General features: G+C 71.9%; 20 protein-coding genes. 9 read left to right on the top strand and 11 right to left on the bottom strand.

Going from position 1 to position 22,729, the window contains the following annotated elements:
* Position 1 precedes the first annotated feature (1 nt).
* The 3 genes from serB to WBN91_RS17375 all read right to left on the bottom strand — a co-directional run bounded on the left by serB (position 2) and on the right by WBN91_RS17375 (position 4,004).
* A complete protein-coding gene (gene serB, locus WBN91_RS17385; RefSeq protein ID WP_337724893.1) occupies positions 2–1,228 on the bottom strand; it encodes a phosphoserine phosphatase SerB in 1,227 nt (408 codons plus the stop codon).
* Positions 1,229–1,309: 81 nt separating this feature from the next.
* Positions 1,310–3,097, bottom strand: coding sequence for an aa3-type cytochrome oxidase subunit I (gene ctaD, locus WBN91_RS17380; RefSeq protein WP_337724894.1), 1,788 nt, complete (start codon positions 3,095–3,097; stop codon positions 1,310–1,312).
* Positions 3,098–3,287: 190 nt separating this feature from the next.
* A complete protein-coding gene (locus WBN91_RS17375; protein ID WP_337724895.1) occupies positions 3,288–4,004 on the bottom strand; it encodes a hypothetical protein in 717 nt (238 codons plus the stop codon).
* 260 nt (positions 4,005–4,264) lie between these two features.
* Between WBN91_RS17375 and WBN91_RS17370 the strand changes: the two genes are divergently transcribed.
* From WBN91_RS17370 to WBN91_RS17360, 3 genes are all read left to right on the top strand, one after another.
* Positions 4,265–4,945 carry a response regulator transcription factor gene (locus tag WBN91_RS17370; RefSeq protein WP_337724896.1) on the top strand — a complete coding sequence of 227 codons (681 nt, stop codon included), beginning with the start codon at positions 4,265–4,267 and terminating at the stop codon, positions 4,943–4,945.
* Positions 4,946–5,016: 71 nt separating this feature from the next.
* On the top strand, positions 5,017–6,369 hold the full coding sequence (locus WBN91_RS17365; RefSeq protein ID WP_337724917.1) for a HAMP domain-containing sensor histidine kinase: 1,353 nt from the start codon (positions 5,017–5,019) through the stop codon (positions 6,367–6,369).
* Positions 6,305–6,913, top strand: a complete 609-nt coding sequence (locus WBN91_RS17360; RefSeq protein ID WP_337724897.1) for an HD domain-containing protein — start codon at positions 6,305–6,307, stop codon at positions 6,911–6,913. The genes WBN91_RS17365 and WBN91_RS17360 overlap by 65 nt, the downstream gene beginning before the upstream one ends.
* Here the strand turns inward: WBN91_RS17360 and WBN91_RS17355 are convergent.
* The 7 genes from WBN91_RS17355 to WBN91_RS17325 all read right to left on the bottom strand — a co-directional run bounded on the left by WBN91_RS17355 (position 6,897) and on the right by WBN91_RS17325 (position 13,104).
* Positions 6,897–7,460, bottom strand: coding sequence for a 1,2-dihydroxy-3-keto-5-methylthiopentene dioxygenase (locus tag WBN91_RS17355; protein ID WP_337724898.1), 564 nt, complete (start codon positions 7,458–7,460; stop codon positions 6,897–6,899). The genes WBN91_RS17360 and WBN91_RS17355 overlap by 17 nt on opposite strands.
* The gene (gene mtnB, locus WBN91_RS17350) at positions 7,457–8,050 is read right to left on the bottom strand and encodes a methylthioribulose 1-phosphate dehydratase (protein ID WP_337724899.1); all 594 of its coding nucleotides are present in this window, start codon (positions 8,048–8,050) and stop codon (positions 7,457–7,459) included. The genes WBN91_RS17355 and mtnB overlap by 4 nt, the downstream gene beginning before the upstream one ends.
* The gene (gene mtnC, locus WBN91_RS17345) at positions 8,047–8,712 is read right to left on the bottom strand and encodes an acireductone synthase (protein ID WP_337724900.1); all 666 of its coding nucleotides are present in this window, start codon (positions 8,710–8,712) and stop codon (positions 8,047–8,049) included. Before mtnC ends, mtnB begins: the two co-directional genes overlap by 4 nt.
* Entirely contained in the window at positions 8,705–9,727 is a 1,023-nt protein-coding gene (locus tag WBN91_RS17340; protein ID WP_337724901.1) for a s-methyl-5-thioribose-1-phosphate isomerase, read from the bottom strand. Before WBN91_RS17340 ends, mtnC begins: the two co-directional genes overlap by 8 nt.
* Positions 9,727–10,851 (bottom strand): acyl-CoA dehydrogenase family protein, encoded by a 1,125-nt coding sequence (locus WBN91_RS17335; protein ID WP_337724902.1) that lies wholly within the window; start codon positions 10,849–10,851, stop codon positions 9,727–9,729. The genes WBN91_RS17340 and WBN91_RS17335 overlap by 1 nt, the downstream gene beginning before the upstream one ends.
* A gap of 100 nt (positions 10,852–10,951) precedes the next feature.
* A complete protein-coding gene (locus tag WBN91_RS17330) occupies positions 10,952–12,139 on the bottom strand; it encodes a hypothetical protein (protein ID WP_337724903.1) in 1,188 nt (395 codons plus the stop codon).
* The gene (locus tag WBN91_RS17325) at positions 12,136–13,104 is read right to left on the bottom strand and encodes an XRE family transcriptional regulator (RefSeq protein WP_337724905.1); all 969 of its coding nucleotides are present in this window, start codon (positions 13,102–13,104) and stop codon (positions 12,136–12,138) included. Before WBN91_RS17325 ends, WBN91_RS17330 begins: the two co-directional genes overlap by 4 nt.
* Positions 13,105–13,700: 596 nt before the next feature.
* Between WBN91_RS17325 and WBN91_RS17320 the strand changes: the two genes are divergently transcribed.
* Both WBN91_RS17320 and WBN91_RS17315 read left to right on the top strand, forming a co-directional pair.
* Positions 13,701–13,961 carry a hypothetical protein gene (locus tag WBN91_RS17320; protein WP_337724906.1) on the top strand — a complete coding sequence of 87 codons (261 nt, stop codon included), beginning with the start codon at positions 13,701–13,703 and terminating at the stop codon, positions 13,959–13,961.
* A gap of 73 nt (positions 13,962–14,034) precedes the next feature.
* Positions 14,035–14,859, top strand: a complete 825-nt coding sequence (locus WBN91_RS17315) for a hypothetical protein (protein WP_337724907.1) — start codon at positions 14,035–14,037, stop codon at positions 14,857–14,859.
* On the opposite strand, the gene WBN91_RS17310 is transcribed toward WBN91_RS17315, so the two are convergent.
* Positions 14,814–16,175, bottom strand: coding sequence for an MFS transporter (locus WBN91_RS17310; RefSeq protein WP_337724908.1), 1,362 nt, complete (start codon positions 16,173–16,175; stop codon positions 14,814–14,816). The genes WBN91_RS17315 and WBN91_RS17310 overlap by 46 nt on opposite strands.
* 155 nt (positions 16,176–16,330) lie before the next feature.
* Here WBN91_RS17310 and WBN91_RS17305 point away from each other — a divergent pair, with 155 nt between their 5' ends.
* The 4 genes from WBN91_RS17305 (at position 16,331) to WBN91_RS17290 (ending at position 22,607) form a co-directional block, all read left to right on the top strand.
* Positions 16,331–16,900, top strand: coding sequence for an NADPH-dependent FMN reductase (locus WBN91_RS17305; protein WP_337724909.1), 570 nt, complete (start codon positions 16,331–16,333; stop codon positions 16,898–16,900).
* Between the two features lies 1 nt (position 16,901).
* Complete coding sequence (locus WBN91_RS17300) at positions 16,902–17,885, top strand: zinc-binding dehydrogenase (RefSeq protein WP_337724910.1); 984 nt, start codon at positions 16,902–16,904, stop codon at positions 17,883–17,885.
* A 2-nt stretch (positions 17,886–17,887) separates the two neighbouring features.
* Entirely contained in the window at positions 17,888–20,749 is a 2,862-nt protein-coding gene (locus WBN91_RS17295; RefSeq protein WP_337724911.1) for a helix-turn-helix transcriptional regulator, read from the top strand.
* Between the two features lie 85 nt (positions 20,750–20,834).
* Complete coding sequence (locus WBN91_RS17290) at positions 20,835–22,607, top strand: family 20 glycosylhydrolase (protein WP_337729388.1); 1,773 nt, start codon at positions 20,835–20,837, stop codon at positions 22,605–22,607.
* Positions 22,608–22,729: the final 122 nt, after the last annotated feature.

Below are 22,729 nucleotides of genomic sequence, written 5' to 3'. Positions count from 1 at the left end.
TTCACAGGCGCACGGCCTCCAGCCCGTCGGCGGCGTCCGCGGCCTCGACCTCGGCCCGCGTCACGCCCAGCACGAACAGCACCGCGTCCAGGAACGGGTGGGACAGCGCGGTGTCGGCGACCTCGCGCAGCGCGGGCTTGGCGTTGAACGCGATGCCCAGGCCGGCCGCGCCCAGCATGTCGATGTCGTTGGCCCCGTCACCCACCGCGACGGTCTGCGCCAGCGGCACGCCCTCCTGCTCGGCGAACCGCCGCAGCGCCACGGCCTTGCCCGGCCGGTCCACGATGTCGCCCACCACGCGCCCGGTGAGCTTGCCGTCCACGACCTCCAGCTCGTTGGCCGCGCAGAAGTCCAGGCCCAGGTCGTCCACCAGGGACTTGATCACCCGCGTGAACCCGCCGGACACCACACCCGCCCGGAACCCGAGCCGCTTCAACGTCCGGACCGTCGTGCGCGCACCCGGCGTCAGCTCCAACGAGCCCGCGACCTCGTCCAACACGGACTCGGGCAGGCCCTCCAGCAACGCCACCCGGCGGCGCAGAGACTCGGCGAAGTCCAGCTCCCCGCGCATCGCGGCCTCGGTGATCTCGCGGACCTGCGGCTCGACGCCCACGTGCGCGGCCAGCATCTCGATGACCTCGCCCTGGATGAGCGTGGAGTCCACGTCGAACACCACCAGCCGCTTGGCCCGCCGCTGCAACCCGGCCCGCTCGACCGCGATGTCCAGGTCCACCCGCACGGACACCTCGGCCAGCGCCTCGCGCAGCGCCGCGTCGGCGACCACGGTGTCGTCGGCGACGGAAACCCGCAGCTCAAGACCGGTGACCGGGTAGTCGGCCACACCCCGGATCGCGTCGATGTTCACGCCCAGCGACGCCAGCCGCCGCGCCACCTCGGTGAACGCCCGCGCGGTCACCGGGCGCCCGAGCAGGATCACGACGTGGCTGGACTCCAGCCGCGCGGTGCGCTTCGAGTCGGCCCCGATCTCCACCTCGACGTGCATGGACACCGTCGCCATCGCCTGCTCGACGGCCTCCTGGAGCCCTTCCGGGTCGTGCGCGGCGGACACCAGCACACCCAGCACCAGCCGACCCCGGATCACGACCTGCTCGACGTCCAGGACGTCCACGCCGTGCCTGGTCAGCACCGCGAACAGCACGGAGGACACGCCCGGCTTGTCCGGACCGGTGACCGTGATCAGGACGGGCGTCGCGCCGGGATTGCTCACTGGTGGCTCCTCTGCCAGACAGCGAGAGCCCCGACCACCGCGAACGGCGATCGGGGCTCGTCGTTGAACCTGACCTGAAGGTTACCGGTGGTCGGGGTGCTCTGACTCCGACGCTGTGCCCGACTGCACAGCCTTGCCCGCCAGCTCCGACGGCGCCTTGCCCGCGCTCTCGTGCGGGATGGCCTTGCCGGTGAAGGTGACGTGCGCCTCTTCGTGCAGCCGCTCGATCATGTGCGGGTAGTGCAGCTCGAAGGCGGGGCGGATGGAGCGGATGCGCGGCAGCTCCTTGAAGTTGTGCCGCGGCGGCGGGCAGGAGGTCGCCCACTCCAGGGAGTTGCCGAAGCCCCACGGGTCGTCCACGGTCACGGTCTCGCCGTAGCGGTAGGACTTGAACACGTTCCAGATGAACGGCAGCGTCGACGCGCCCAGGATGTAGGCGCCGATCGTGGAGATCGTGTTCAGCGTGGTGAAGCCGTCGGACGGCAGGTAGTCGGCGTACCGGCGCGGCATGCCCTCGTTGCCCAGCCAGTGCTGCACGAGGAAGGTCGCGTGGAAGCCCAGGAACGTGGTCCAGAAGTGCAGCTTGCCCAGCGGCTCGTCCAGCATCCGGCCGGTGATCTTCGGGAACCAGAAGTAGATGCCGGCGAAGGTCGCGAACACGATCGTGCCGTAGAGCACGTAGTGGAAGTGGGCGACCACGAAGTACGTGTCCGACACGTGGAAGTCGATGGCCGGGGCCGCGAGGAGCACACCGGACAGACCGCCGAAGAGGAAGGTCACGATGAAGCCGATGCTGAACAGCATGGGCGTCTCGAAGGTGAGCTGCCCCTTCCACATCGTGCCGATCCAGTTGAAGAACTTGATGCCGGTCGGCACGGCGATCAGGAAGGTCATGAAGGCGAAGAACGGCAGCAGCACGGCGCCGGTGGCGTACATGTGGTGCGCCCACACGGCGACGGAGAGGGCCGCGATGCCCAGGGTGGCGTAGACCAGGCCGTTGTAGCCGAAGATCGGCTTGCGGCTGAACACCGGGAAGATCTCCGACACGATGCCGAAGAACGGCAGCGCGACGATGTAGACCTCGGGGTGGCCGAAGAACCAGAACAGGTGCTGCCACAGGATCACGCCGCCGTTGGCGGGGTCGAACACGTGGGCGCCCAGGTGCCGGTCGGCCAGCAGGCCCAGCAGCGCGGCGGTCAGGATCGGGAACGCCAGCAGCACCAGGACCGAGGTGACCAGGATGTTCCAGGTGAAGATCGGCATCCGGAACATGGTCATGCCGGGCGCGCGCAGGCAGACCACGGTGGTGATCATGTTGACCGCGCCGAGGATGGTGCCCAGACCACCGATGACCAGGCCGGAGATCCACAGGTCGGCGCCCGCGCCGGGCGAGTGGATGGCGTTGCTCAGCGGCGTGTAGGCGAACCAGCCGAAGTCGGCCGCGCCGCCGGGCGTGATGAAGCCCGCCATCACGATCAGGCCGCCGAACAGGTACAGCCAGTAGGAGAAGGCGTTCAGCCGCGGGAACGCCACGTCCGGGGAGCCGATCTGGAGCGGCAGGACGAAGTTGGCGAAGCCGAACACGATCGGGGTCGCGTAGAGCAGCAGCATCACCGTGCCGTGCATGGTGAACAGCTGGTTGAACTGCTCCTGGCTGAGGAACTGCATCCCCGGCCGGGCCAGCTCGGTGCGCATCAGCATGGCCATCGCGCCGCCCACCATGAAGAAGGCGAACGAGGTGACCAGGTACATGATCCCGATCTGCTTGTGGTCCGTGGTGCGGAACATCCGCAGCAGGAACGAACCCTTGACCGCCTCGCGAGTCCCGAAGGGCCGCGTTGCGATCGGCTGCGGGGCTACGGCCGTCACGGTGCCTCCTGCACTTCTTCTGGTTCTGGCGTAGGCCTGGGGGCAGGCCTTGTCGGATCGTAGACGGACCGGTTTCGAGCGGCGCGCCTGGGCCGTCCCTGGATCAAGGGAGGTAGCGCAGCTCACAGGAGGTCCGGTCGCACCAGTGGCCCGTCCCCGGAGTGCGGGACGGGCCACCGTGCTTGGCTGACTAGCGCTTGATCAGGCCGCGCAGCTTCGGCGAGGCGACGAACGCGGCACCGGCGGCGACCAGCGCGAGGCCGACGATCAGCAGCCACATGGAGCCGAAGCCGGTGCTGGCGAGCTGGTCGTTCGAGCCCGCGGCGGCGGCGGCCTGGGTCGTCGTGGTCACCGACGGGTCACCGGAGCCGGGCGACGTGGTCGTCGCGGCCGTGGTGGTGGTCGTCTCGTCGACGGTGGTCGTGGTCGTGGTCGTCGTCGTGGTGGTCTCGTCCTCTTCCACGCAGATGAACCAGTGGCTGATGCCCGCGGGCTCGCCGCTCGGGTTCTTCGGCGCGTGCAGGTCCTGCCACGGCAGGGCGCCCAGCGGCTTGATGTCGGCCGGCGGGTCCACGTAGTACACGTTGCCGCCGCCGCCCTGGCCGCCCTTCACGAACACACCGGTGATGGTGTAGCCGGTGGGCTGGGCGGTGATGTCGATGTAGGTCGCGTCCGCGGTGAAGATGGCGGCCGGCGGCTCCATCTCGTCACCGGGCAGGCCCAGCGCCTCGCAGCCGTTGCCCGGCTGGCCGATGTCCACGTTGCCGTCGTGGTAGGTGGCGCGGTCGTCGCCCGGGACGGGGGTGCCCGGCGCGGCGGTGGCGGCGGTGGCGTACAGGCCGCTCGTGACGGTGGTCACGGCGAGGAGGGCGGCTGCTCCGAGCAGGCGGCGGACCGTCTGGCGCATGGTTGTACTCCGGCAGGGTGTCGAGGGCTGACGGTGGGCATCAAACTCCACCGCTCGCCCTCCTATCGGGTTAGGACGTTCGGGGGATACGGGTTGCCGTCAATTCGTTACCCGCCCGTGCCCGAGGTTGCGACGAACGGCCCATTCGGACATCCCTTGTGGTGCGAAAATCCTTCACTTCCGCTGGTAGCGGGTCCTTTTACCGAACCCGAACGCGGCGGACGATCCGAACACGACCGACGCGTGCCACGATTCGCGCCGTGCAACCCGAGGGCCGTGGGCTGGTGCTGGTCGTTGAGGACGAGCGGGCGATCGCCGAGCTGGTGACGCTCTACCTCCGGCGTGACGGGTTCGGGGTGCACGTCGAGACCGACGGCCAGGCGGCGCTCGCGGCCGTGCGGCGGCTCAAGCCGGTCGCCGTGCTGCTGGACGTGGGACTGCCGGGCATGGACGGCGTCGAGGTGTGCCGGGCGTTGCGCGCCGCCGGGGACTGGACGCCGGTGCTGTTCGTGACCGCCCGTGACGACGAGGTGGACCGCGTGCTGGGCCTGGAGCTGGGCGCGGACGACTACGTGACCAAGCCGTTCAGCCCGCGCGAACTGGTGGCGCGGGTCCGGACGGTGCTGCGGCGCGGCACCCCCCAGACCACCTCCGTGCACGTCCTGGGCCGCGTCAAGCTGGACACCGACCGGCGGCGGGTGTGGGTGGACGACGCGGAGGTCGCGCTGACCTCCACCGAGTTCGACCTGCTCGCCCACCTCATGCGCCACCCGGGGCGGGTGTTCGCGCGGGAACAGCTGCTCAGCGCGGTGTGGGGGTACGCGGCGGTGGCCGGGACGCGGACCGTGGACGTGCACGTCGCCCAGCTGCGCGCCAAGCTCGGCGACCCGAACCCGATCCGCACCGTGCGCGGCGTCGGCTACTCGGCGGAGGCACCGTGACCAGCAACCCTGTGACCAGCGGCCCTGTGACCAGCGACCGCGTGACCGGCGAGCCCGTGACCGGCGGCCCTGTGGCGAGCCGGCGCAGGACCAGTCTCGCGTTCCGCATCACCGCGTTGTGCCTGGCGGTGGCCGGGGTGGCGGTCATCGTCGCCGGGCTGGTGTCCGCGCGGCTGGTGCTCAGCGCGTCCCGGGACGTGGCCCGCACGTCCCTGTCCGACCAGGCCGACGTGGTCACCGAGCAGCTCGGCGAGATGGGCCGCAACGCCCGCCTCCGGGTGGTCGAGGTGCTGCGCGGGCAGGACATCCAGGTGGTCGCGATCGGACCCGGCGGCAGGCTCGTCGGCGACCCGCAGGCGGTGCGGGCGGTGCGGCAGGCCGGCGGCAAGTCGGGCATGGTCGGGAACCTGCTGGTCGAGGTGCGGGACAACGTCGCCCTGGTCCAGCCCGCCGACAACGCCGGGCCGGGCCGCAAGCTGGTGGGCAACATCCTGATCGCGCTGGGTGTGGGCCTGCTGGTGGCGGCGGTGGCCGGGTGGTTGCTGGGCAGGCTGGTCGCCCGGCCGCTGCGCGAGACCGCGAACGTCGCCCAGACCATGAGCACCGGCCGGCGCGACCTGCGCGCCCCCGAGCACGGTCCCGCGGAGGTCGCCGAGGTGGGCGGCGCGGTCAACGCCCTGGCCGACGCGCTGGCCCGCAGCGAGGCCCGGCAGCGGGAGTTCCTGCTGTCGGTCTCCCACGAGCTGCGCACGCCCCTGACCGCCGTCACGGGTTTCGCCGAGTCCCTGGCCGACGGCGTGGTCTCCGGCGACGACGTGCCCCGCGTCGGCCGCACCATCGGCGAGGAGGCCCACCGCCTGGACCGCCTGGTCGCGGACCTGCTGGACCTGGCCCGCCTGGGCGCCGACGACTTCCGCGTGGACCTGGTCGACGTGGACCTGCGGGACCTGGTGTCCTCCGCCGCCGAGGTCTGGCACGCCCGCTGCGCCGCGAAGGGCGTGGACTTCCGCCTGGACCTGCCCGCCACCCCGGTCCCGGCGCACACCGACCCCCGCCGCCTGCGCCAGGTGCTGGACGGGCTGCTGGAGAACGCCCTGCGCCTCACCCCGCCCGGCCGGCCGATCGTGCTGGCCCTGGACGACGTCCTCCAGGTGCGCGACGGCGGCCCGGGACTGTCCGAAGAGGACTACCGGGTGGCCTTCGAGCGGGGCGCCCTGCACGCCAAGTACGAGCGCTCCCGCCCGGTGGGCACCGGCGTCGGCCTGGCCCTGGTGCACGGCCTGGTGACCAAGCTCGGCGGCACCATCACCGCCGGCCCCGCGCCGGAGGGCGGCGCGGCCTTCACCGTACAGTTGCCCCATGCTGGAAGCGTTGTGGGACAAGGCGGTCCAGGTCCTGGGCGGGCGTCCGGGCACGGCGGGTGACCTGGCCGCCAAGTACGCCGAACCGCACCGCGCCTACCACAACGCGGACCACGTCCTCGCCGTGGCGAAGGACGTGGTCGAGCTGGCCGCCCACCGCACCGAGGAAGACCGGGCGGTCCTGACCCTGGCCGCGCTGGCCCACGACGTCGTCTACGACGGCCGCCCCGGCGAGGACGAACGCAACAGCGCGAACTGGGTCCGGGAACGCCTGGGAGAGGCCGGGGTCGACCCCGGACCGGTCGTGGCGCTGGTCCTGGCCACCATCGACCACACCGCGCCGGACGAGCTCACCGCGCTGCTCATGGACGCCGACCTGGCGATCCTGGGCGCGGACCCGGCGGCGTACGAGCGCTACCGCCGGGCCGTCCGCGCGGAGTACTCCCACGTCCCCGACGACGCCTGGCGAACGGGCCGCGGCCAGGTCCTGGAGTCCCTGCACGCCCGCGACCCGCTCTACCTCACGCCGCAGGCCCGAGCCCGGTGGGAGGCCCGCGCCAAGGCCAACCTGGCGGCGGAACTGGCCGGTCTCAGCGAGCCGCGGTGATCTCGTCGAAGGTCGGGAACGACTTCGCGATCTCGCTGCCGGTGAAGTTGCCCACCCAGCCGTCGTCGTCGTGGAAGAACCGGATCGACACGTAGTCCGGGCGGGTGCCCATGTCGAACCAGTGCGTGGTGTTCTTGGGGACGCTCAGCAGGTCCCCCGCCTCGCACAGGATCGCGTAGACGCGTTCCTTGATGTGCAGGTAGAAGATCCCCGAACCACGCGCGAAGAACCGGTCCTCGTCGTCGTCGTGCGTGTGCTCGGCCAGGAACTTCAGCCGGGCCTGCGCCGCCGACGCCAGCCACTCCGGGTCGTCCGAGGGGGTCATCTCCATCGCGTCGACCAGGATGTAGCCCTCGGACTCGGTGACCCGCGCGACCCGGTCGCGGTAGGCCTCCAGGGCGTTCTCCTTGGTCACGCCCGGGATCACCGGCCACTGCTCATAACGCACGCCGAGCTGCTTGAGCTCGTCGGCGATCTCGACCGGGTCGGAGGTGCGCACCAGCACGGTCCCGGGGTCGGTGTCCGGCCAGACGGTCAGCAAGGTCATCGCGATTCCCTCCTCGTCTCCACCTTGAAGCGCAGCAGCCACTCCAGGCACTCCAGCCGGTGGCGCGCCTGGTGCAGGTCGTCGCCCCACACGTACACGCCGTGCCGGGCCACGATCAGGGCCGGCACGTCCTTGCGGAAACCGGCCTCGAAGGCGTCGCCCAGGACGCGCATGTCCTGGCTGTTCGGCACGACCGGGATGGTGACCACGTCGTCGTGCGCCTGCCGGCCGAAGCCCTTGAGCATCTCCAGGTCGCGCAGTTCGACGCCCTCGGGCCAGAACTCGGCGGCGACCACGGGGGCCAGCGCGTGCACGTGGATGACCGCGCCGGCGCCGGCCACGGCCGCGATCCGGCCGTGCAGACCGGCCTCGGCGGACGGGACGCGGACCGGGTCCTCGGTCTCCCCGTGCTCGTCGATGATCACGACGTCCTCGGGGGTCAGCTCACCCTTGTCCTTGCCGCTGATGGTGACCGCGAGCCGCAGCGGGTCGCGGTCCACGACCACGGACAGGTTCCCGGACGTGCCGCGCATCCAGCCCATCGCGGTGAACCGGGCGCACTCGGCGGCCAGCGCCTCGCCGGGGGTCACAGCGCGCTCACCGTCTTGTGCGGGCCGAAGTCCGCGTCGCCGTAGGGCTCGCCGGGGCGGGCCACGCCGACAGTCTGCCAGCCGGCCTCGGCGGCGGCGTGCAGCTCGGCCGGCACGTCCGAGTAGAACGTGATGTCCTGGGATCCCAACGCTTCCGCGATCCTGTGGTAGGACGCGGCTTCGCGCTTGGGACCGGCGTTGACGGTGTCGAAGTGGTGCTCGAACAGGCCGCGCAGGTCGCCCTCGGTGGTGTGGCCGAAGAACGCGACCTGGCCGGCGACCGACCCCGACGAGAAGATCGCGAGCTTCACGCCGTCCTCGTGCCACTTGCGCAACGCCGGGACGACGTCCGGGAAGAACTCCGCGACCAGGTCGCCGTTGGCGTAGCCCTGCTGCCAGATCAAGCCTTGCAACGTCTTGAGCGGCGTGACCTTCTGGTCGGCGTCCATCCACCCGTGCAGCACCCGCACCAGCTCGTCCGTGCCACCGTCCACACCGGACAGTTCGCGGATCTGGGCGACGGCCTGCACCACGGCCGGGTCGTCGGCGTGGTCGTCGATCCACGGACCCAGGCGCGGCCGGGCGTAGTCGTAGAGGGTGACCAGCACCTGGTCCGTGGCGGACAGGGTGCCTTCGATGTCGAGCACGACCCACTCAGTCATGAACGTCCTTGCTGTCGTAGTACTCCGCGAGCCGGTCGGGAGCGTACGCGCCGCGGTCGGTGACCACGGTCGTGACGAACCTCGGCGGGGTCACGTCGAACGCCGGGTACCAGCCCCGGACCCGGTGGGTGGCGGTGCGGCGGCCCAGCGTGTGCAGGACCTCGTCACCGGGCCGGTACTCGATCGGCACGTCGGCGGCGGTGGGCGCGAGCCGGTCCGGCGCCTGCACCAGGGCCAGGAACGGCACCTCGAAGGTGTGCGCGGCGACGGCCAGGCCGAGCGTGCCGACCTTGTTGACCACGTGACCGTCCATCGTGACCCGGTCCGCGGCGGTGACCAGCACGTCCACCTGGTTCTCGGCGAACGCCGCCGCGCCCATGCCGTCGGTGATGAGCGTGGTCTCCACGCCCATCTCGGCGAGCGTCTCGGCGGTCAGGCGGGCGCCTTGCAGGTAGGGGCGGGTCTCCGTGCAGAAGAACCGCAAACGTTTGCCGGCGGCGTGGGCGGCCTTCACGGTCTCGGTCAGGTACAGGTCGGCCCAGCAGTGGGTGAGCACCGTGCCGTCGTCGGGCAGGAGGGCGGCGGTGTGCTCGCCCAGCGCCCGGCTGCGGCTGCGGTAGCGCTCGTCGCCCTGCCGTGCGCCTTCCAGCGCCCCGGTTTCGAGGTCGTCGGCCTCGTCCACCGCGGCCAGCACGGCCGCGACGGCCTTGCGCAGGGCGTTGTTCGTGCGGCGGGTCTCGACCAGGAGCGTTCCGGCTCGTTCGAGCTGCGCGCGGCCTTCCTCGCGCGGCAGGCCGCGGGCTTCCCTGGCGGCGAGGACCATGCCGTACAGGGTCGCGAAGTAGGGGCCGGAGGACTGGGTGACCATGTCCTCGATGGCCTTGGCGACCTCGGCGACCGTCGTGCAGCGCACCCAGGTCCGCTCGAACGGGAAGTTGCGGCGGTCGAGGATCAGCACGCCGTCGTCGTCGAGGCGGACGCTGTTCGCGAGGACCGGTTCCGGGGTGGACGACATCAGCTGTACCCGGTGAACGGCGCGCGCTCGCCGGTCAGGTGGTACGCGCCGAGTTCGCGAGCCTTGTAGGACACGGGGTCGTGCAGGGTGAGGGTGCGGGCGTTGCGCCAGAACCGGTCGAACGCGTACCCGGCGGCCGTGGCCCGCGCGCCGCACAGCTCGAAGACCTTGCTGGTGGTGTGGTTGGCGACCTTGGTCGAGACGACCTTGGCCGAGGTGATGCGGGCGGCGGTGGTCGCGCGCTGCTCGGCGGTGAGGTCGCCGTCCGCGTCACTGGCCTCGCGCAGGGCCTCGGAGGCGGCGTCGGCGAGCAGGCCCGCGGCCTCGACGTCGGCGACCAGCTCGCCGTAGGTGGCCAGGATGTAGGGGTCCGCGGTGGCGGTGTCCACGCCCGAGAGGAACCACGGGCGGGTGGTGGTGCGCGTGTACTGGGCGGCCTCGGCCAGCGCGCCTTCCGCGAGGGCCACGTAGAGCTGGGCGAGGACGAGCTGGAAACCGATCGCGGCCAGCGACTGGCGGGGGCTGTGCTCGTCGTGCGCGCCCAGCACCCGGTCCTCGGGGACGTGGACGCGGTCGAACGTCACGCCGCCGCTGGCGGTGAGGCGCTGGCCGATGTTGTCCCAGTCACCGTGGTAGGTGATGCCGTCGGACTTCGCGTCGAGGGTGAAGGTGACCTTGCCGCCGGTGTCCGTGCGGGTGGCGCTGACCACCAGCCGGTCCGCCACCGACGCGCCGGTCGCGAACGTCTTGCGCCCGCTGACCTGGAAGCCGCCGTCGACGGGTTCGAGCTGGAGCGCGGCGTCGAGCGGGTTGCTGACCCCCGCCCAGAACAGGTCGTCGGCCTCGTCGACCACCGGGTTGTCGAACAACCCCCGCCGCCAGACCTGGAGGTAGTGGTACCCGAGCAGGTGCCCGACGTTGCCGTCGGCGGCCCCGACGACCCGGGTGACGGCCTGCTGCGTGCCCCAGTCCCGCACCGACAACAACCCGGACCGCCGCAACACGTCCACCTCGGCCACCGGCTCGACCCCCGCGCGATCCCGCTGCGCGGCGTCCAACCGCAACCCGGTGGCCACCTCGTCGGCGACGGTCAGCCACTTCCGCCGACCATCGTTGCTACTCATCCCGCTGCCTCCACGCTCGCACCTTCAGCCAACCGAGCCTAATCGCCGCCGGCCGACCGTCACTGAGCGTTCCGCCACATGGGAGCGGTGCGCAACCGGATCAGGCGTGGTTACCGGGCACGTACTCGGCGCACTCCGTGAGCCCGAGGACCCCCAGCACGTGCTCCGCGCCCGAGATGCGCCACCCGTGCCGCCGCCCCAGCCGCTGCACGTGGTCGCGCCACCGCTCGCGGTCGGCGCGCAGCGCCTTCAAGTACTCCACGCACAAGTCGGGCGTGATGGCCTCGCACTGCTTGCGCGCGGCCATCAGGGAGAGCTCCATCCGGTGCGCCGTCTTCTCCGGCATCGGTTGGCCGTCGTCGCCCCGCACGCCACCCCGCACCCGGTCCAGGATCTCGTCGATCAGGTCCAGCCGCGCCCGCAGGAAGCCCTGCCAGTAGCCGAGGTCCGTCGACTCCTCGTAGCGGCCCTCGTCCAGCAGGGCGAACACGCCCTCGGCCAGGGTGTCGCCGAACTCCTCCACCCGGGCCCGCGTGTCGTTCGCGAACGGGTCGTAGGGCTTCTGCGCCACCGAGCCGACCAGCGCCGACCCGCGCAGGCCCACCTCGTCGAGCAGGAAGAACCAGTCCTCGTTGTAGATGGTCGGGAAGAACGACTCCGTCGACTCGTGCCCCACCACCAGCGCGCCGCCGCCGATGAACGTGCCCTGCTTGCCGCCGGTCTCCCGCTTCGCGTGGCAGACCACCGAGTTGTCCGGGAACCCGCCGACCCGCAGGCCCACCGCCGACACCGACCCGGTCACCGCGCCCGCGGCCAACTCCAGGTCCTCCGGGTCGGGCACGGTGATGTCGTCGTCCAGGAACGCGATCCGCTCCCACGCCATCAGGCGGGCGATGACCAGGCCGAGGTTGCGCTTGAGGCTGGTGTCGGTGTGCCGGACGAAGTCGGTGGTCGCGATCAGCTTGGTGGTGTCGAAGGGGGGCAGCACGCGCGCGGGCAGCGCGGTGACGTCCACGACGACCAGGTCCAGCCCGGCCGCCAGTTCCTTGGTCTTCCCGGGATCGGCCGCGCCGCTGCACAGCACCACGAGCGTGGCGTCCAACCGGCGGGCCAGCGACACGGCCTGGGTCAGGTACGCGGGCTCGCGGTTGGTCGGCACGATGATCGCGTCCACCCGCGCGCGGGCGGCGGGCTCGACGGCCATGAGCAGGCGGTCGTGCGAATCGTGCTGCTCGACCTGGAGCTCGGCCTGGTGGTGCTCTTCGGCCACCGATGCGGTGGTGTTCAACGCCGGCCCTCCGGCCATTCGTAGAGTCGGGACTCGGGCAGGTTCCAGTCCGGTGTGACCACCCGCCCGTTCACCACGGTGACGCGCGTCAGCACGCTGTACGCGTCCAGCCCGGCGAAGGTCTTGCGCAGGTATTCCGCGTTGCGATCGCGGAACCTCTCGTCGGTGAGGGCACGCACCGCGCCGAGGGTTCCCCGGCCGTACATGCCGTTGCAGATCGTCACCGTCCGCTTGTGGTTGAACGGGTTCGGTCCGCGGTAGAAGTGCGCGATGTCCTCTTGCAGCACTTCACGTTCACCGAAGGTGCCCAGCTTGGGCGCGAACACGCGCTCCTCGCCCCCGTGGACGACGACGAACCCGCCCGACTCGGACTCGTCGTGCCTGGTGACCTGGCTGACCGGCAGGTCCACCCGGTCCAGCAGCTCGCGCGTGACGACGTTCCAGTCGACGCCGCCGAGCAGCACCAGGTGCGAGGTGTAGTCGTCCGGCGCGAGCCCGGACGCCGTGCGGAAGTGGACCCGGCTGCGCGGGTTGAGCGCCCGGATGTGGCCGTGCAGCTCGATCAGCGCGTCCAGGTCGGCGTAGGTGTAGAGCTCGACGTAGTCCGGTTTCGAGGGGTCCGCGTACGGCATCTGGTCGCGCATCGCCTTGGGCAGCTGGGCGACGACGATGGTGATGTTGTTGCGGTCCGGGAAGTACCAGAAGTCGTCCCGGCCGGGGCGGTCCACGTCGGACACCAGCCCGATGTCCTGCTTCACGGCGGCGGCGCGCAACGCGGTCAGCTCGGCCAGCAACTCCTCCCGCCGCTGGAGCTCGTCGGGGGTCAGTTCCTCCAGCGGGAGCAGGCGGTAGGGGTAGCGGGCGACGGACCGGCGGGTCGCGAAGAAGGTGGCGTACGCGGCGAGCCTGGTCAGCGGCGGGGCCTTGGGGTGCGTCCGGCTTTCCCACGACGACAGCAGGGGCACGCTGGCCCGCTTCTCGGTACTGAACGCATCCGCAAGATCACTCTGCGTGATTACCCGGTCGGGCCACTGCTCTTCACGCAACGCCCGGAGGCGGTGCGCCAGCGCAAAGGTGTCACCAGAACCGACCACGTCGCTCGCGCCCTTCAGTTAACTTCAGCATACAAGCTGAAGAGCGCAACATACACGATGACCCGCCGCCACACGAAGCCGACAGCACGCAGTATTGCGGTTCCGGTTGCGCCGCAGTTCGGGGAACGCCCAGGTCGTGAGGCCGCCACAGAATGACCGGCCGCGGAGTGACCGGCCGCGGAAGTGGGCGGGCGCGTAGGTGAGCCGGCGGCCCGACGTGCGGCGGCCCGGCAACCGGCGGCCTGGCAACCCGCGACCACGAGAACCGGCGGCTAGATGTGCGGTGACCGAGAGGACCGGTGGCCGGGCGAAGCTGGCGCGGAGGCGGCGGGTCGAAGTCCTCCAGCGTGCCCCCATTGCGCCTCTTGTCAGGCACAACAGCCAGCTCTACTCTGAACTTGCTGGAGTTCAGCAAAACTTCAGTGAGCGAAGTGAAGTTCAGCCCAGGAAGCCATCCGGGGGTAGCCATGAACACGCTCACCGCTTTAGCCCAGTCGGTCGCTCATACGGCAGCTCAGTCGACCGAGACCACCGAGTGGACGCCGCTGGTCCTCATCCTCCTCATGGGCGCGATGACGCTGGTCCTGGGCCTGGCCCGGCTGTTGCGCCGCCTGCTCGGGATGGTCACCCGGGTCCTGCTGTCGGCGGGTGCGGCCATGACCGGGATGGTCACGATGCTCGCCATGTGCACGGCACTGACCACTCTCGTCCTGGTGTACGCACGCTGAACCGACGGGTGCGACGCCGCCCCTTCGACTACGGTGTGCGGGCCGTGGCCCGCATCGAAGGGGGAGTCGCACGATGGACGTGTCCCGCAGATCGTTCTCCGGGGGGACCGCCGTCGCGGTGGGTGTCGCCGCGATCCCGGGGACGACCGCGCTCGGCGAGCACCTGGCGCCGAGTCCACACCGGACGTCCACACCGCACCTGCTGGAAGCCGAGCAGCTCGTCTCCTACCTCTCCCTGCCGACGTGCCCGCTGACCAACAACCGGTACAAGACCCCCGACCAGCCCAACATCGTGACCTGGGGCTCGCCGGGCGACGCGACGACCTGGGTCAACCAGAGCCAGTGCGCCTCCTTCCAGACCGCCGTGCTCAAGCGCACCTACAAGTGGGCCACCTCGAAGTTCTTCACCACCCACTTCGGGCTGGCCAGCCCGTTCGCCCGCGACTACCAGGCCGCGTTCGCCCGCGACGACGTGCCGCACTTCCAGCGCATCACCCGGGTCGCCGACCTGCGGCCCGGTGACCTGGTGGCCATCGACTACGACAACGACCAGGACACCAACACCGGCCACATCGTCATGGTCCGCTCGCTGCGCGGCACGTACGTGGCGCCCTCCGGCGGGCTGAACTTCCCCGGCGAGACCCAGTACGCGGTCGAGGTCGTGGACTGCACCGCCGAGCCGCACGGCCTGCACGGCGTGGGCAGCTACTTCGCGTTCCCGGACAGCCGCATCTTCAACGCGACGGCCGCCACCGACGGCGCGGGCTTCGGCCACATGATGTTCTACGCCTCGGACGAGACCGGCGAGTTCACCCGCTACCGCTGGAGCGTGAACACCAACTCGGCGGGCACCTACACGCTCGCCGAACGCCCGCTCTCCGCCGCGCGCATCGTCTGACGGCCCGGCCGGACCCGCCCGCCCACCAGCGCGGCGCCGCCGAGCACGACCACCACGGTGAGCACGGCGACCCCGGTGCGGAACCCGCCGGCGCCGTCCGCCGCCCCGGCGACCACCAGCGCGGCGACCGCCGGTCCCACCGTGGACCCGATCATCCGGGCGGTCGCGCTCAAGCCGCCGGCCGCGCCGGCCATGTCCTCCGGCGCCTGGGACATCAGCAGCGCGTTGATGGCCGCGTTGAACAACCCCTGGCCCACGCCCATGACCGCCAACCGCCACGACAGGTCGACCACGCCGGTCACCGGGGGCAGCAACAGCAGCAACCCCACCACGGTCACCACGATCCCCGCCACGGCCACCAGCCAAGCCCCGTACCGGTCGGCCAACGACCCCGCCACCGCCGACAGCAGCCCCACCCCGGCCACGAACACCAGCAGCGCCACGCCGACGTCCTCCGGCGACCCGCCCAGGACGTCGGTCACGAAGTACGGCACCAGCAGGAACAGCAACCCGCCGGACGTGGCCACCAGCGTCAGGGTCAGCAACGGCAACGCGAACACCCGCCGCCGCACCAGCCCCAACACCGGCCGGGACGCGGGCAGCCGCCCCCACGCCACCGCGAGCACCACGGCCACCGCCACCAGCCACACCATGTCCTCGAAGGCCAGCAACACCGCCGTGATCGCCCCGCCCAGCAACACCACCTCCAGCCACAGGCCACGATCGGGACTGACCAGCCCCCGCCCGTCCCCCTTCAACGACCGGAGCCCCAGCCACAGCGCCACGACCAGCACCGGCAACTTCATCAGGAACACCGAACGCCACCCCAGCGCACCCGCCATCACCCCGCCCAGCGGCGCACCCGCCAACCCGCCCACGGTCATGATCGTGATGACGTAGCCGATCGCCCGACCCCGCTGAGCCGCCTCGACCGACCCGACCACGATCGGCATGTACGCGGCCAGCACCAACGCCGCCGCCACGCCCTGCACCACCCGCCCGGCGACCAGCACCCAGAACACCGGCGCGAGGGCGCTCACCGCGCTGGCCACCCCGATGCCGACCAGAGCGGCCAGGAACGCGAGCCGCACGTCGACGCGGTCCACCCACCGCCCGGCCGGGATCGCGATGGCGGCCATCGGCAGCGTGTACGCCAGCAGCACCCACGCCGTCGCCCCCGGACCGACCCCCAGGTCCGCGCCGAGACTGGGCAGCGCGACCGCCGCGACCGTCATCTCCGTGGTGACCACCAGCATCGCCAGCGCGAGTGTCACCACCGGTGTCCACCGGGTCCCGACCTGCGTGTTCGTCGTCATGACCGCCACCCAACCGCCCGCGCGCCGGCGGCGAATCCGTCACGCGACCAGTCGACCGGGACGGTGACCGGGGCGGCCCGCACCAGTCACGTGACAGATGCCCGCCCGGTCGACCGGCTCCTAACTTCGGTGCCACCAACGAGGGAGGGATGGACATGATCAAGCTCGCGGTCATCGTCGGCAGCACCCGCAGCGGCCGGTTCGCGCCGGTCGTGGCGAACTGGTTCACCGAGCAGGCCCGGCAGCGCGCCGACCTCGACGTGGACGTGCTGGACCTGGCCGACGTCGGGCTGCCGGACGTGCTGGCCGGGTGGGACGAGGAGCCCGCCGACGAGGTCAAGGCCGTCTCGCCGCGCCTGGCCGACGCGGACGCGTTCGTCGTGGTCACGCCGGAGTACAACCACAGCTTCCCCGCGCCGCTGAAGAGCGCGATCGACTGGCACAACGCCGAGTGGCGGGCCAAGCCGGTCGGGTTCGTGTCCTACGGCGGCCTCGGCGGCGGGTTGCGGGCGGTGGAGCAGCTGCGGCTGGTCTTCGCCGAGCTGCACGCCGTCACCATCCGGGACACGGTCAGCTTCCACGGCGCCTGGACCCGGTTCGGCGAGGACGGCGCGCCGCTGGACGCGGAGGAGGTCAACGGGGCCGCGAAGACCATGCTGGACCAGCTGGTCTGGTGGGGCACCGCGCTCAAGGACGCCCGCGCGAAGCAACCGTACGAGGCCTGACGTGCGTGCCATCCGCCTGCGCGGGTTCGGTCCGGCGGACGCCCTCGAACCCGTGGACGTCGAGGACCCGCGGCCCGGTCCCGGACAGGTCCGCATCGCCGTGCGGGCCGCCGGGGTGCAGCTCGTCGACACCGCGGTCCGGCGCGGCGACGGGCCGTGGCGGCCGGAGCTGCCGGTGGTGCCGGGCAGCGAGGTCTCGGGGGTCGTGGACGCGGTCGGCGCGGGCGTGTCCGACGACTGGCTGGGGCGGCGGGTGGTCGCGCAGCTCGGGCTGGCCAGCGGCGGGTACGCCGAGCTGGCCGTGCGGGAGGTCGACGCGGTGCACGTGGTCCCCGAGGGGGTGTCCCACGAGGCCGCGGTGGCGATGGTGTGCACCGGGGCCACGGCGATCGGGGTGCTGGACGCGGCGGCGGCGCAACCCGACGAGGTGGTCCTGGTGACGGCGGCGGCGGGCGCGGTCGGGCACCTGCTGGTGCAGGGCGCGGCGCGGCGGGGCGCGTTCGTGGTCGGGGTCGCGGGGTGCGGCGACAAGCGGCGGACCGTGCTGCGGTCGGGCGCGGCGGTCGCCGTGGACTACCGGGAGCCGGGCTGGGAGGAGCGGGTGCGGTCGGAGCTGGGCGGCCGGGAGGTGGGGGTCGTGCTGGACGGGGTCGGCGGCGTGGCCGGGCGGGCGGCGTTGGAGCTGGTCGCGCCGGGCGGTCGGGTGGTGATGTTCGGCACGTCCTCCGGCGAGCCGACGGAGGTGTCCACCGCGGACCTGTTCGAGCGGGCGTTGACCGTGACGGTCGCGGTCGGTCCTCACGTGGCCCGCAGGTCCGGCGGGGTTCGGGCGCTGGAGGCCCGCGCGCTGGCGGAGGCCGCGGCGGGCAGGTTCACGCCGGTGGTGCAGCCCTTCCCGCTGGAGGGGGCCGCCGCCGCGCACGCCGCGCTGGAGGACCGGCGGACGGTCGGCAAGGTCGTGCTCGTGCCGGGCCTAGTGTCGTGACCATGCCCGCCCGACCCGAACCCGACCCCCACGGCCGGCCCACCGACCCGCCCAGCCGAGCCGGCCAGCACGCCCAGTCCGGCGCGCTCCACGGCCGAGCCGGCGAGCAGCACGGCCGGTCCGGCGGGCTCCACGGCCGAGCCGGCGACCCGGACGGCCGGTCCGGCGGGCTGCACGGCCGAGCCGGCGACCCGGACGGCCGGTCCGGCGGGCTGCACGGCCGAGCCGCAGAACTCGACCGCCTGGAGGAGCTGCTGGCCGAGGCGCGGGCGGGGCGCAGTGGGGCGCTTGTCGTGCGGGGCGAGGCGGGTATCGGCAAGTCCGCGTTGCTGGACCGGGTCGCGGCGCGCGCGGGTGACTTCCGGGTGCTGCGCGCGACCGCCGTCGAGTCGGAGTCGGTGGTGCCCTTCGCCGGGCTGAACCTGCTGCTGCGGCGGGTGGTCGACGCGCTGGACGGGTTGCCGCCCCGGCAGGCGGGCGCGCTGCGGTCCGCGCTGGGTCTGGCCGCTCCCGACGGCGGTGACTGCTTCCTGGTCGGCCTGGCCGTGCTGACCCTGCTCGCCGACCTGGCCGAGAGCGGACCCGTGCTGTGCCTGGTGGACGACGCGCACTGGCTCGACCCCGGGTCGGCCGACGCCCTGCTATTCGCCGCGCGGCGGCTGGACGCGGACGGCGTGGCCCTGGTGTTCGCGGCCCGCGACCTGCACGCGCCGCCGTTCCCCGCGCCCGGCCTGCCCGAGCTGCGGCTGACCGGGCTGTCGGCGGAGGACTCGGCCGTGCTGCTGGACGAGCACGCCGCCGACCTGCCCCGGTACGTGCGGGACCGGATCGCGCAGGAGGCCCGCGGCAACCCGTTGGCGCTGCTGGAACTGCCCGCCGCGCAACGCGAGGGCCACATCACGGCCGCGCACGGCCTGCGCGTGGCCGCGCTGCCCACGCACAGCCGCATCCAGCAGACCTTCGCCGACCGCATCGGCACGTTGCCACCGGCCACGCGCGACCTGCTGCTGGTCGCCGCCGCCGACGACACCGGCGAACCCGGCGTGGTCTTCAAGGCGGCGGAGCTGCTCGGGGCGGGCCTGGGCGACCTGGAGGCGGCCGAGCAGCGGCAGTTGCTGCGCTCGGACGAGGGGCGGCTGGCGTTCCGACACCCGCTGATCCGGGCGGCGGCCTACCAGAGCGCGCCCCTGGTGCGGCGGATGGCAGTGCACCGGGCGCTGGCCGAGGTGTCCGGGGACGCCTACCGCGCCGCGTGGCACCTGGCCGCCGCCGTCACCGGCCCGGACGAGGAGGTGGCGCGGGCGCTGGCCCGGTCCGCCGAGGACGCCCGCACCCGGGGTGGGTTCGCCGCCGTGGCCGCCGCGTACCAGCGGGCCGCCGAGCTGAGCCCGTCCGTGGTGGAGCGCGGGAAGCGGTTGACCGCCGCCGCCCGCGCGGCGCTGGACGCGGGCCAGTACGACCGCGCCGCCGCGCTCGCCGACCAGGCGGGCGACCTGCTGGACCAGCCGCTGGAGCACGCCCGCATCGCGCGGGTCCGGGCGGTCGTGGCGGCTGAGCGGGGCCGGTCCGCGGAGGCCGCCGCCGTGCTGTCCCGGGCCGCTTTCTGCGCTGCGCACGAGGACAAGGAACTGGCCGGCGACCTGCTGTTCGCCGCCGCGAGCAGCGCGTGGACGGTCCGCGACCTGGACACCGTGCGTGCCGCCGCCGACCAGGCCCGCGGCCTGCCGGGCGCAGAGGACGTCCGGGCCTTGGCACGGGCCGCGACCGGTCTGGACGGCGGTGACCTGGGGGACGCGATGGCCGCGTTGCGCTCACTGGTGACGGGGCGGCGCGTCGACCACGCCCAGGGTGCCTGGTGGCTGCTGGTCCTGGGTGACGACCAGGCCGCCTACGACCGGGCGGCGGCCGTCGAGCGGGAGAGCCGGGCGACCGGCCGCCTGGGCACGCTCCCCCGCGCGCTGGCCTACTTGGCTCGGGGTCGACTGCACCTGGGCCGGCTGCGCGACGCGCGGGCCACCGCCGAGGAGGGGCTGCGCATCGCGGCCGACATCGGGCAGGTGTTCAGCGTCGGCTACCTGCACAGCGTGCTGTCCGAGCTGGCGGCGATCGAGGGCGACGAGGAGCGGTGCCGGGCGTCGGTGGCGGTGCTGGAGGGTGACGCGCCGCGGTCGGTGCGGGCGGCGTGCGCGCTGGCGTTGCTGGACCTCGGCCTGGGCCGGTACGACGCCGTGTTGGACCGGTTGGCGGACGTGGCCTCCGGCGCCCACCGGCTGTACGCGATCTCCAGCCTGCCCGACCTGGTCGAGGCCGCCGTGCGCACCGGGAACCCGGAAGCCGCAAGGGGTTCCTTCGAGTGGTACGAGGAGTGGGCGCGGCACTCCGGCCAGCCGTGGGCACGGGCCGTGGCGCTGCGCTGCCGTGCGCTGATGACCGACGAGGAGCAGTGGTACGCGGAGGCGGTCGAACTGCACCGCACCGACCACCGCCCGTTCGAACGCGCCCGCACCGAACTCCTGTACGGCGAATGGCTCCGCCGGGCCCGCCGCCGCAACGACGCCCGAACCCACCTGCGCTCGGCACTGGACGCCTTCGACCGCCTGGGCGCGGCCCCGTGGTCTTCCCGAGCCCGCACGGAACTCCGCGCGACCGGCGAGAGCCGCGCCCTGCCCGGTCCCGACCCGTTGAGCGCCCTCACGCCGCAGGAATTGCAGGTGGTGCGGCTGGCGGCGGAGGGTTTGAGCAACCGGGACATCGGGGCGCAACTCTTCCTGAGCCCCCGGACCGTGGGCTACCACCTGTACAAGGCCTACCCGAAGCTCGGCGTGGCCTCGCGGGTGGAGCTGGGCAAGCTCGACTTGGGCTGATGGTCTAGACCCATTGACAGAGGTCTCCTCGATGCCGACGCTGGACGGCAGTGTGGCCGCCGCCCGCTGCACGAGGAGGTCCCGAGTGAAACTCCGAGCGAGGGTGGCCCGCGCGCTCGCCGTCCTGGCGCTGCTGCTCGGCGCGACGGTCGTGTGGAACGCCGCGTCCACCCCCATCACGGCGACGGCGGCGGAGCCGTTGCAGAGCGTCGTGCCGGTGCCCGCGTCCGTCCAGGCAACCCCCGGCACAACCCACATCCTCACCGCGTCCACGAAGATCCACACAACCCCCACCGCCCACGAGGTGGGCAACTTCCTGGCCGGCGTCCTGCGTCCCTCCACCGGCTACCCACTCCCGGTCGAGGACACCACCGGCACCCCGACAGACGGCATCGCCCTGCTCATCGGCGGCGCACCGGCCACAGTCGGCGACCAGGGCTACCACCTGACCGTCACCACAGCCGCGATCACTCTGCGCGCCAACACCCCGGCAGGCTTGTTCGCCGGCGTCCAAACCCTGCGCCAACTACTCCCCGGCAAGATCGAGAGCAAAACCGCCCAGCCAGGCCCGTGGACCATCCCCGGCGCAACGATCATCGACCACCCGCGCTTCGTCCACAGGGGTGCGATGCTCGACGTGGCCCGCCACTTCCACCCGGTCGCCACGGTCAAGCGGTACATCGACCAACTAGCCCTGTACAAGGTCAACTACTTCCACCTGCACCTGACCGACGACCAGGGCTGGCGGATCGTGATCGACAGCTGGCCCCGCCTGGCCACGCACGGCGGCAGCACCCAGGTCGGCGGCGGCCCCGGCGGCTACTACACCAAGGCGCAGTACCAGGAGATCGTCGCCTACGCGGCAGCCCGCCACATCACCGTGATTCCCGAGGTGGACCTACCCGGCCACACCAACGCGGCACTAGCCAGCTACGCGGAACTGAACTGCAACGGCGTCGCACCCGCACTGCGCACGGACATCGCCGTCGGCTACAGCTCGCTGTGCGTGGGCAAGGAGATCACGTACCAGTTCGTGGAAGACGTGATCCGCGAGATCGCCGCCCTGACCCCAGGCCCGTACTTCCACATCGGCGGCGACGAAGCCAACGCCACCACCGACCAGGAGTACCAGACCTTCATGAACAGGGTCCTGCCCCTGGTGGGCAAGTACGGCAAGAAGCCGATGGGCTGGCACGAGTTCGTCAAGACCACCACCGACACCACAGCCGTACCCCAGTATTGGGGCACCACGACGTCCAACGCAGTCGTGCAGGCCGCGGCGACTAGGGGGCACAAGGTCCTGATGTCGCCTGCGAACAAGGCTTACCTGGACATGAAGTACAACTCCAGCACTCCGTTGGGATTGAGCTGGGCGGGGTACATCGAGGTCCAGGACGCTTACAACTGGAACCCAGGCACGCATGTCAGCGGCGTCCCGGAGTCCGCGGTACGAGGCGTAGAAGCTCCACTGTGGACAGAAACCATCGTGACGCCCGCGCACATCGACTACATGGCGTTCCCGAGGTTGGCAGCCATCGCCGAACTGGGCTGGTCCCCGTGGTCAACACACAACTGGGACGCCTTCAAGGTACGCCTAGGCGCACAGTCCCCCCGCTGGACCACAATGGGCATCGACTTCTACCGCTCCCCCCAGATCCCGTGGGACAACGGCGGAACCACAACGACCACCACCACAACGACCAGCACCCCGCCATCCGGCACATGGGCACCCTGGGTCAGCTACGCAACAGGAGCCCAGGTCACCTACAACGGCTCGACATACCGCTGCCGCCAACCCCACACCTCACAGCCAGGCTGGGAACCACCAAACGTCCCAGCACTCTGGGAGCGCATCTAACCAACGCAAGCCGCGCGGCAGCCTCCACCCGGGCCGCCGCGCGGCTGCTTTTCACGAAGCTGCCGCACGGCACACCTCTACCTGGGCTTCTTGCTTGTGTCATCCCCGTATGGCCTGCCCGA

The sequence above is a fragment of the Saccharothrix sp. CCNWYY140 genome, assembly GCF_037401995.1.
Classification (GTDB): domain Bacteria; phylum Actinomycetota; class Actinomycetes; order Mycobacteriales; family Pseudonocardiaceae; genus Actinosynnema.
This window is presented reverse-complemented; position numbering and strand designations above follow the sequence as displayed.

Coding starts and splice junctions, on each gene's coding strand:
- WBN91_RS17315 (WP_337724907.1), top strand. CDS start 14,035: ATGGACGTGTCCCGCAGATCGTTCTCCGGGGGGACCGCCGTCGCGGTG.
- WBN91_RS17320 (WP_337724906.1), top strand. CDS start 13,701: ATGAACACGCTCACCGCTTTAGCCCAGTCGGTCGCTCATACGGCAGCT.
- WBN91_RS17295 (WP_337724911.1), top strand. CDS start 17,888: ATGCCCGCCCGACCCGAACCCGACCCCCACGGCCGGCCCACCGACCCG.
- WBN91_RS17310 (WP_337724908.1), bottom strand. CDS start 16,175: ATGACGACGAACACGCAGGTCGGGACCCGGTGGACACCGGTGGTGACA.
- WBN91_RS17340 (WP_337724901.1), bottom strand. CDS start 9,727: ATGTCGTCCACCCCGGAACCGGTCCTCGCGAACAGCGTCCGCCTCGAC.
- mtnC (WP_337724900.1), bottom strand. CDS start 8,712: ATGACTGAGTGGGTCGTGCTCGACATCGAAGGCACCCTGTCCGCCACG.
- WBN91_RS17360 (WP_337724897.1), top strand. CDS start 6,305: ATGCTGGAAGCGTTGTGGGACAAGGCGGTCCAGGTCCTGGGCGGGCGT.
- WBN91_RS17355 (WP_337724898.1), bottom strand. CDS start 7,460: ATGACCTTGCTGACCGTCTGGCCGGACACCGACCCCGGGACCGTGCTG.
- WBN91_RS17335 (WP_337724902.1), bottom strand. CDS start 10,851: ATGAGTAGCAACGATGGTCGGCGGAAGTGGCTGACCGTCGCCGACGAG.
- WBN91_RS17375 (WP_337724895.1), bottom strand. CDS start 4,004: ATGCGCCAGACGGTCCGCCGCCTGCTCGGAGCAGCCGCCCTCCTCGCC.
- WBN91_RS17305 (WP_337724909.1), top strand. CDS start 16,331: ATGATCAAGCTCGCGGTCATCGTCGGCAGCACCCGCAGCGGCCGGTTC.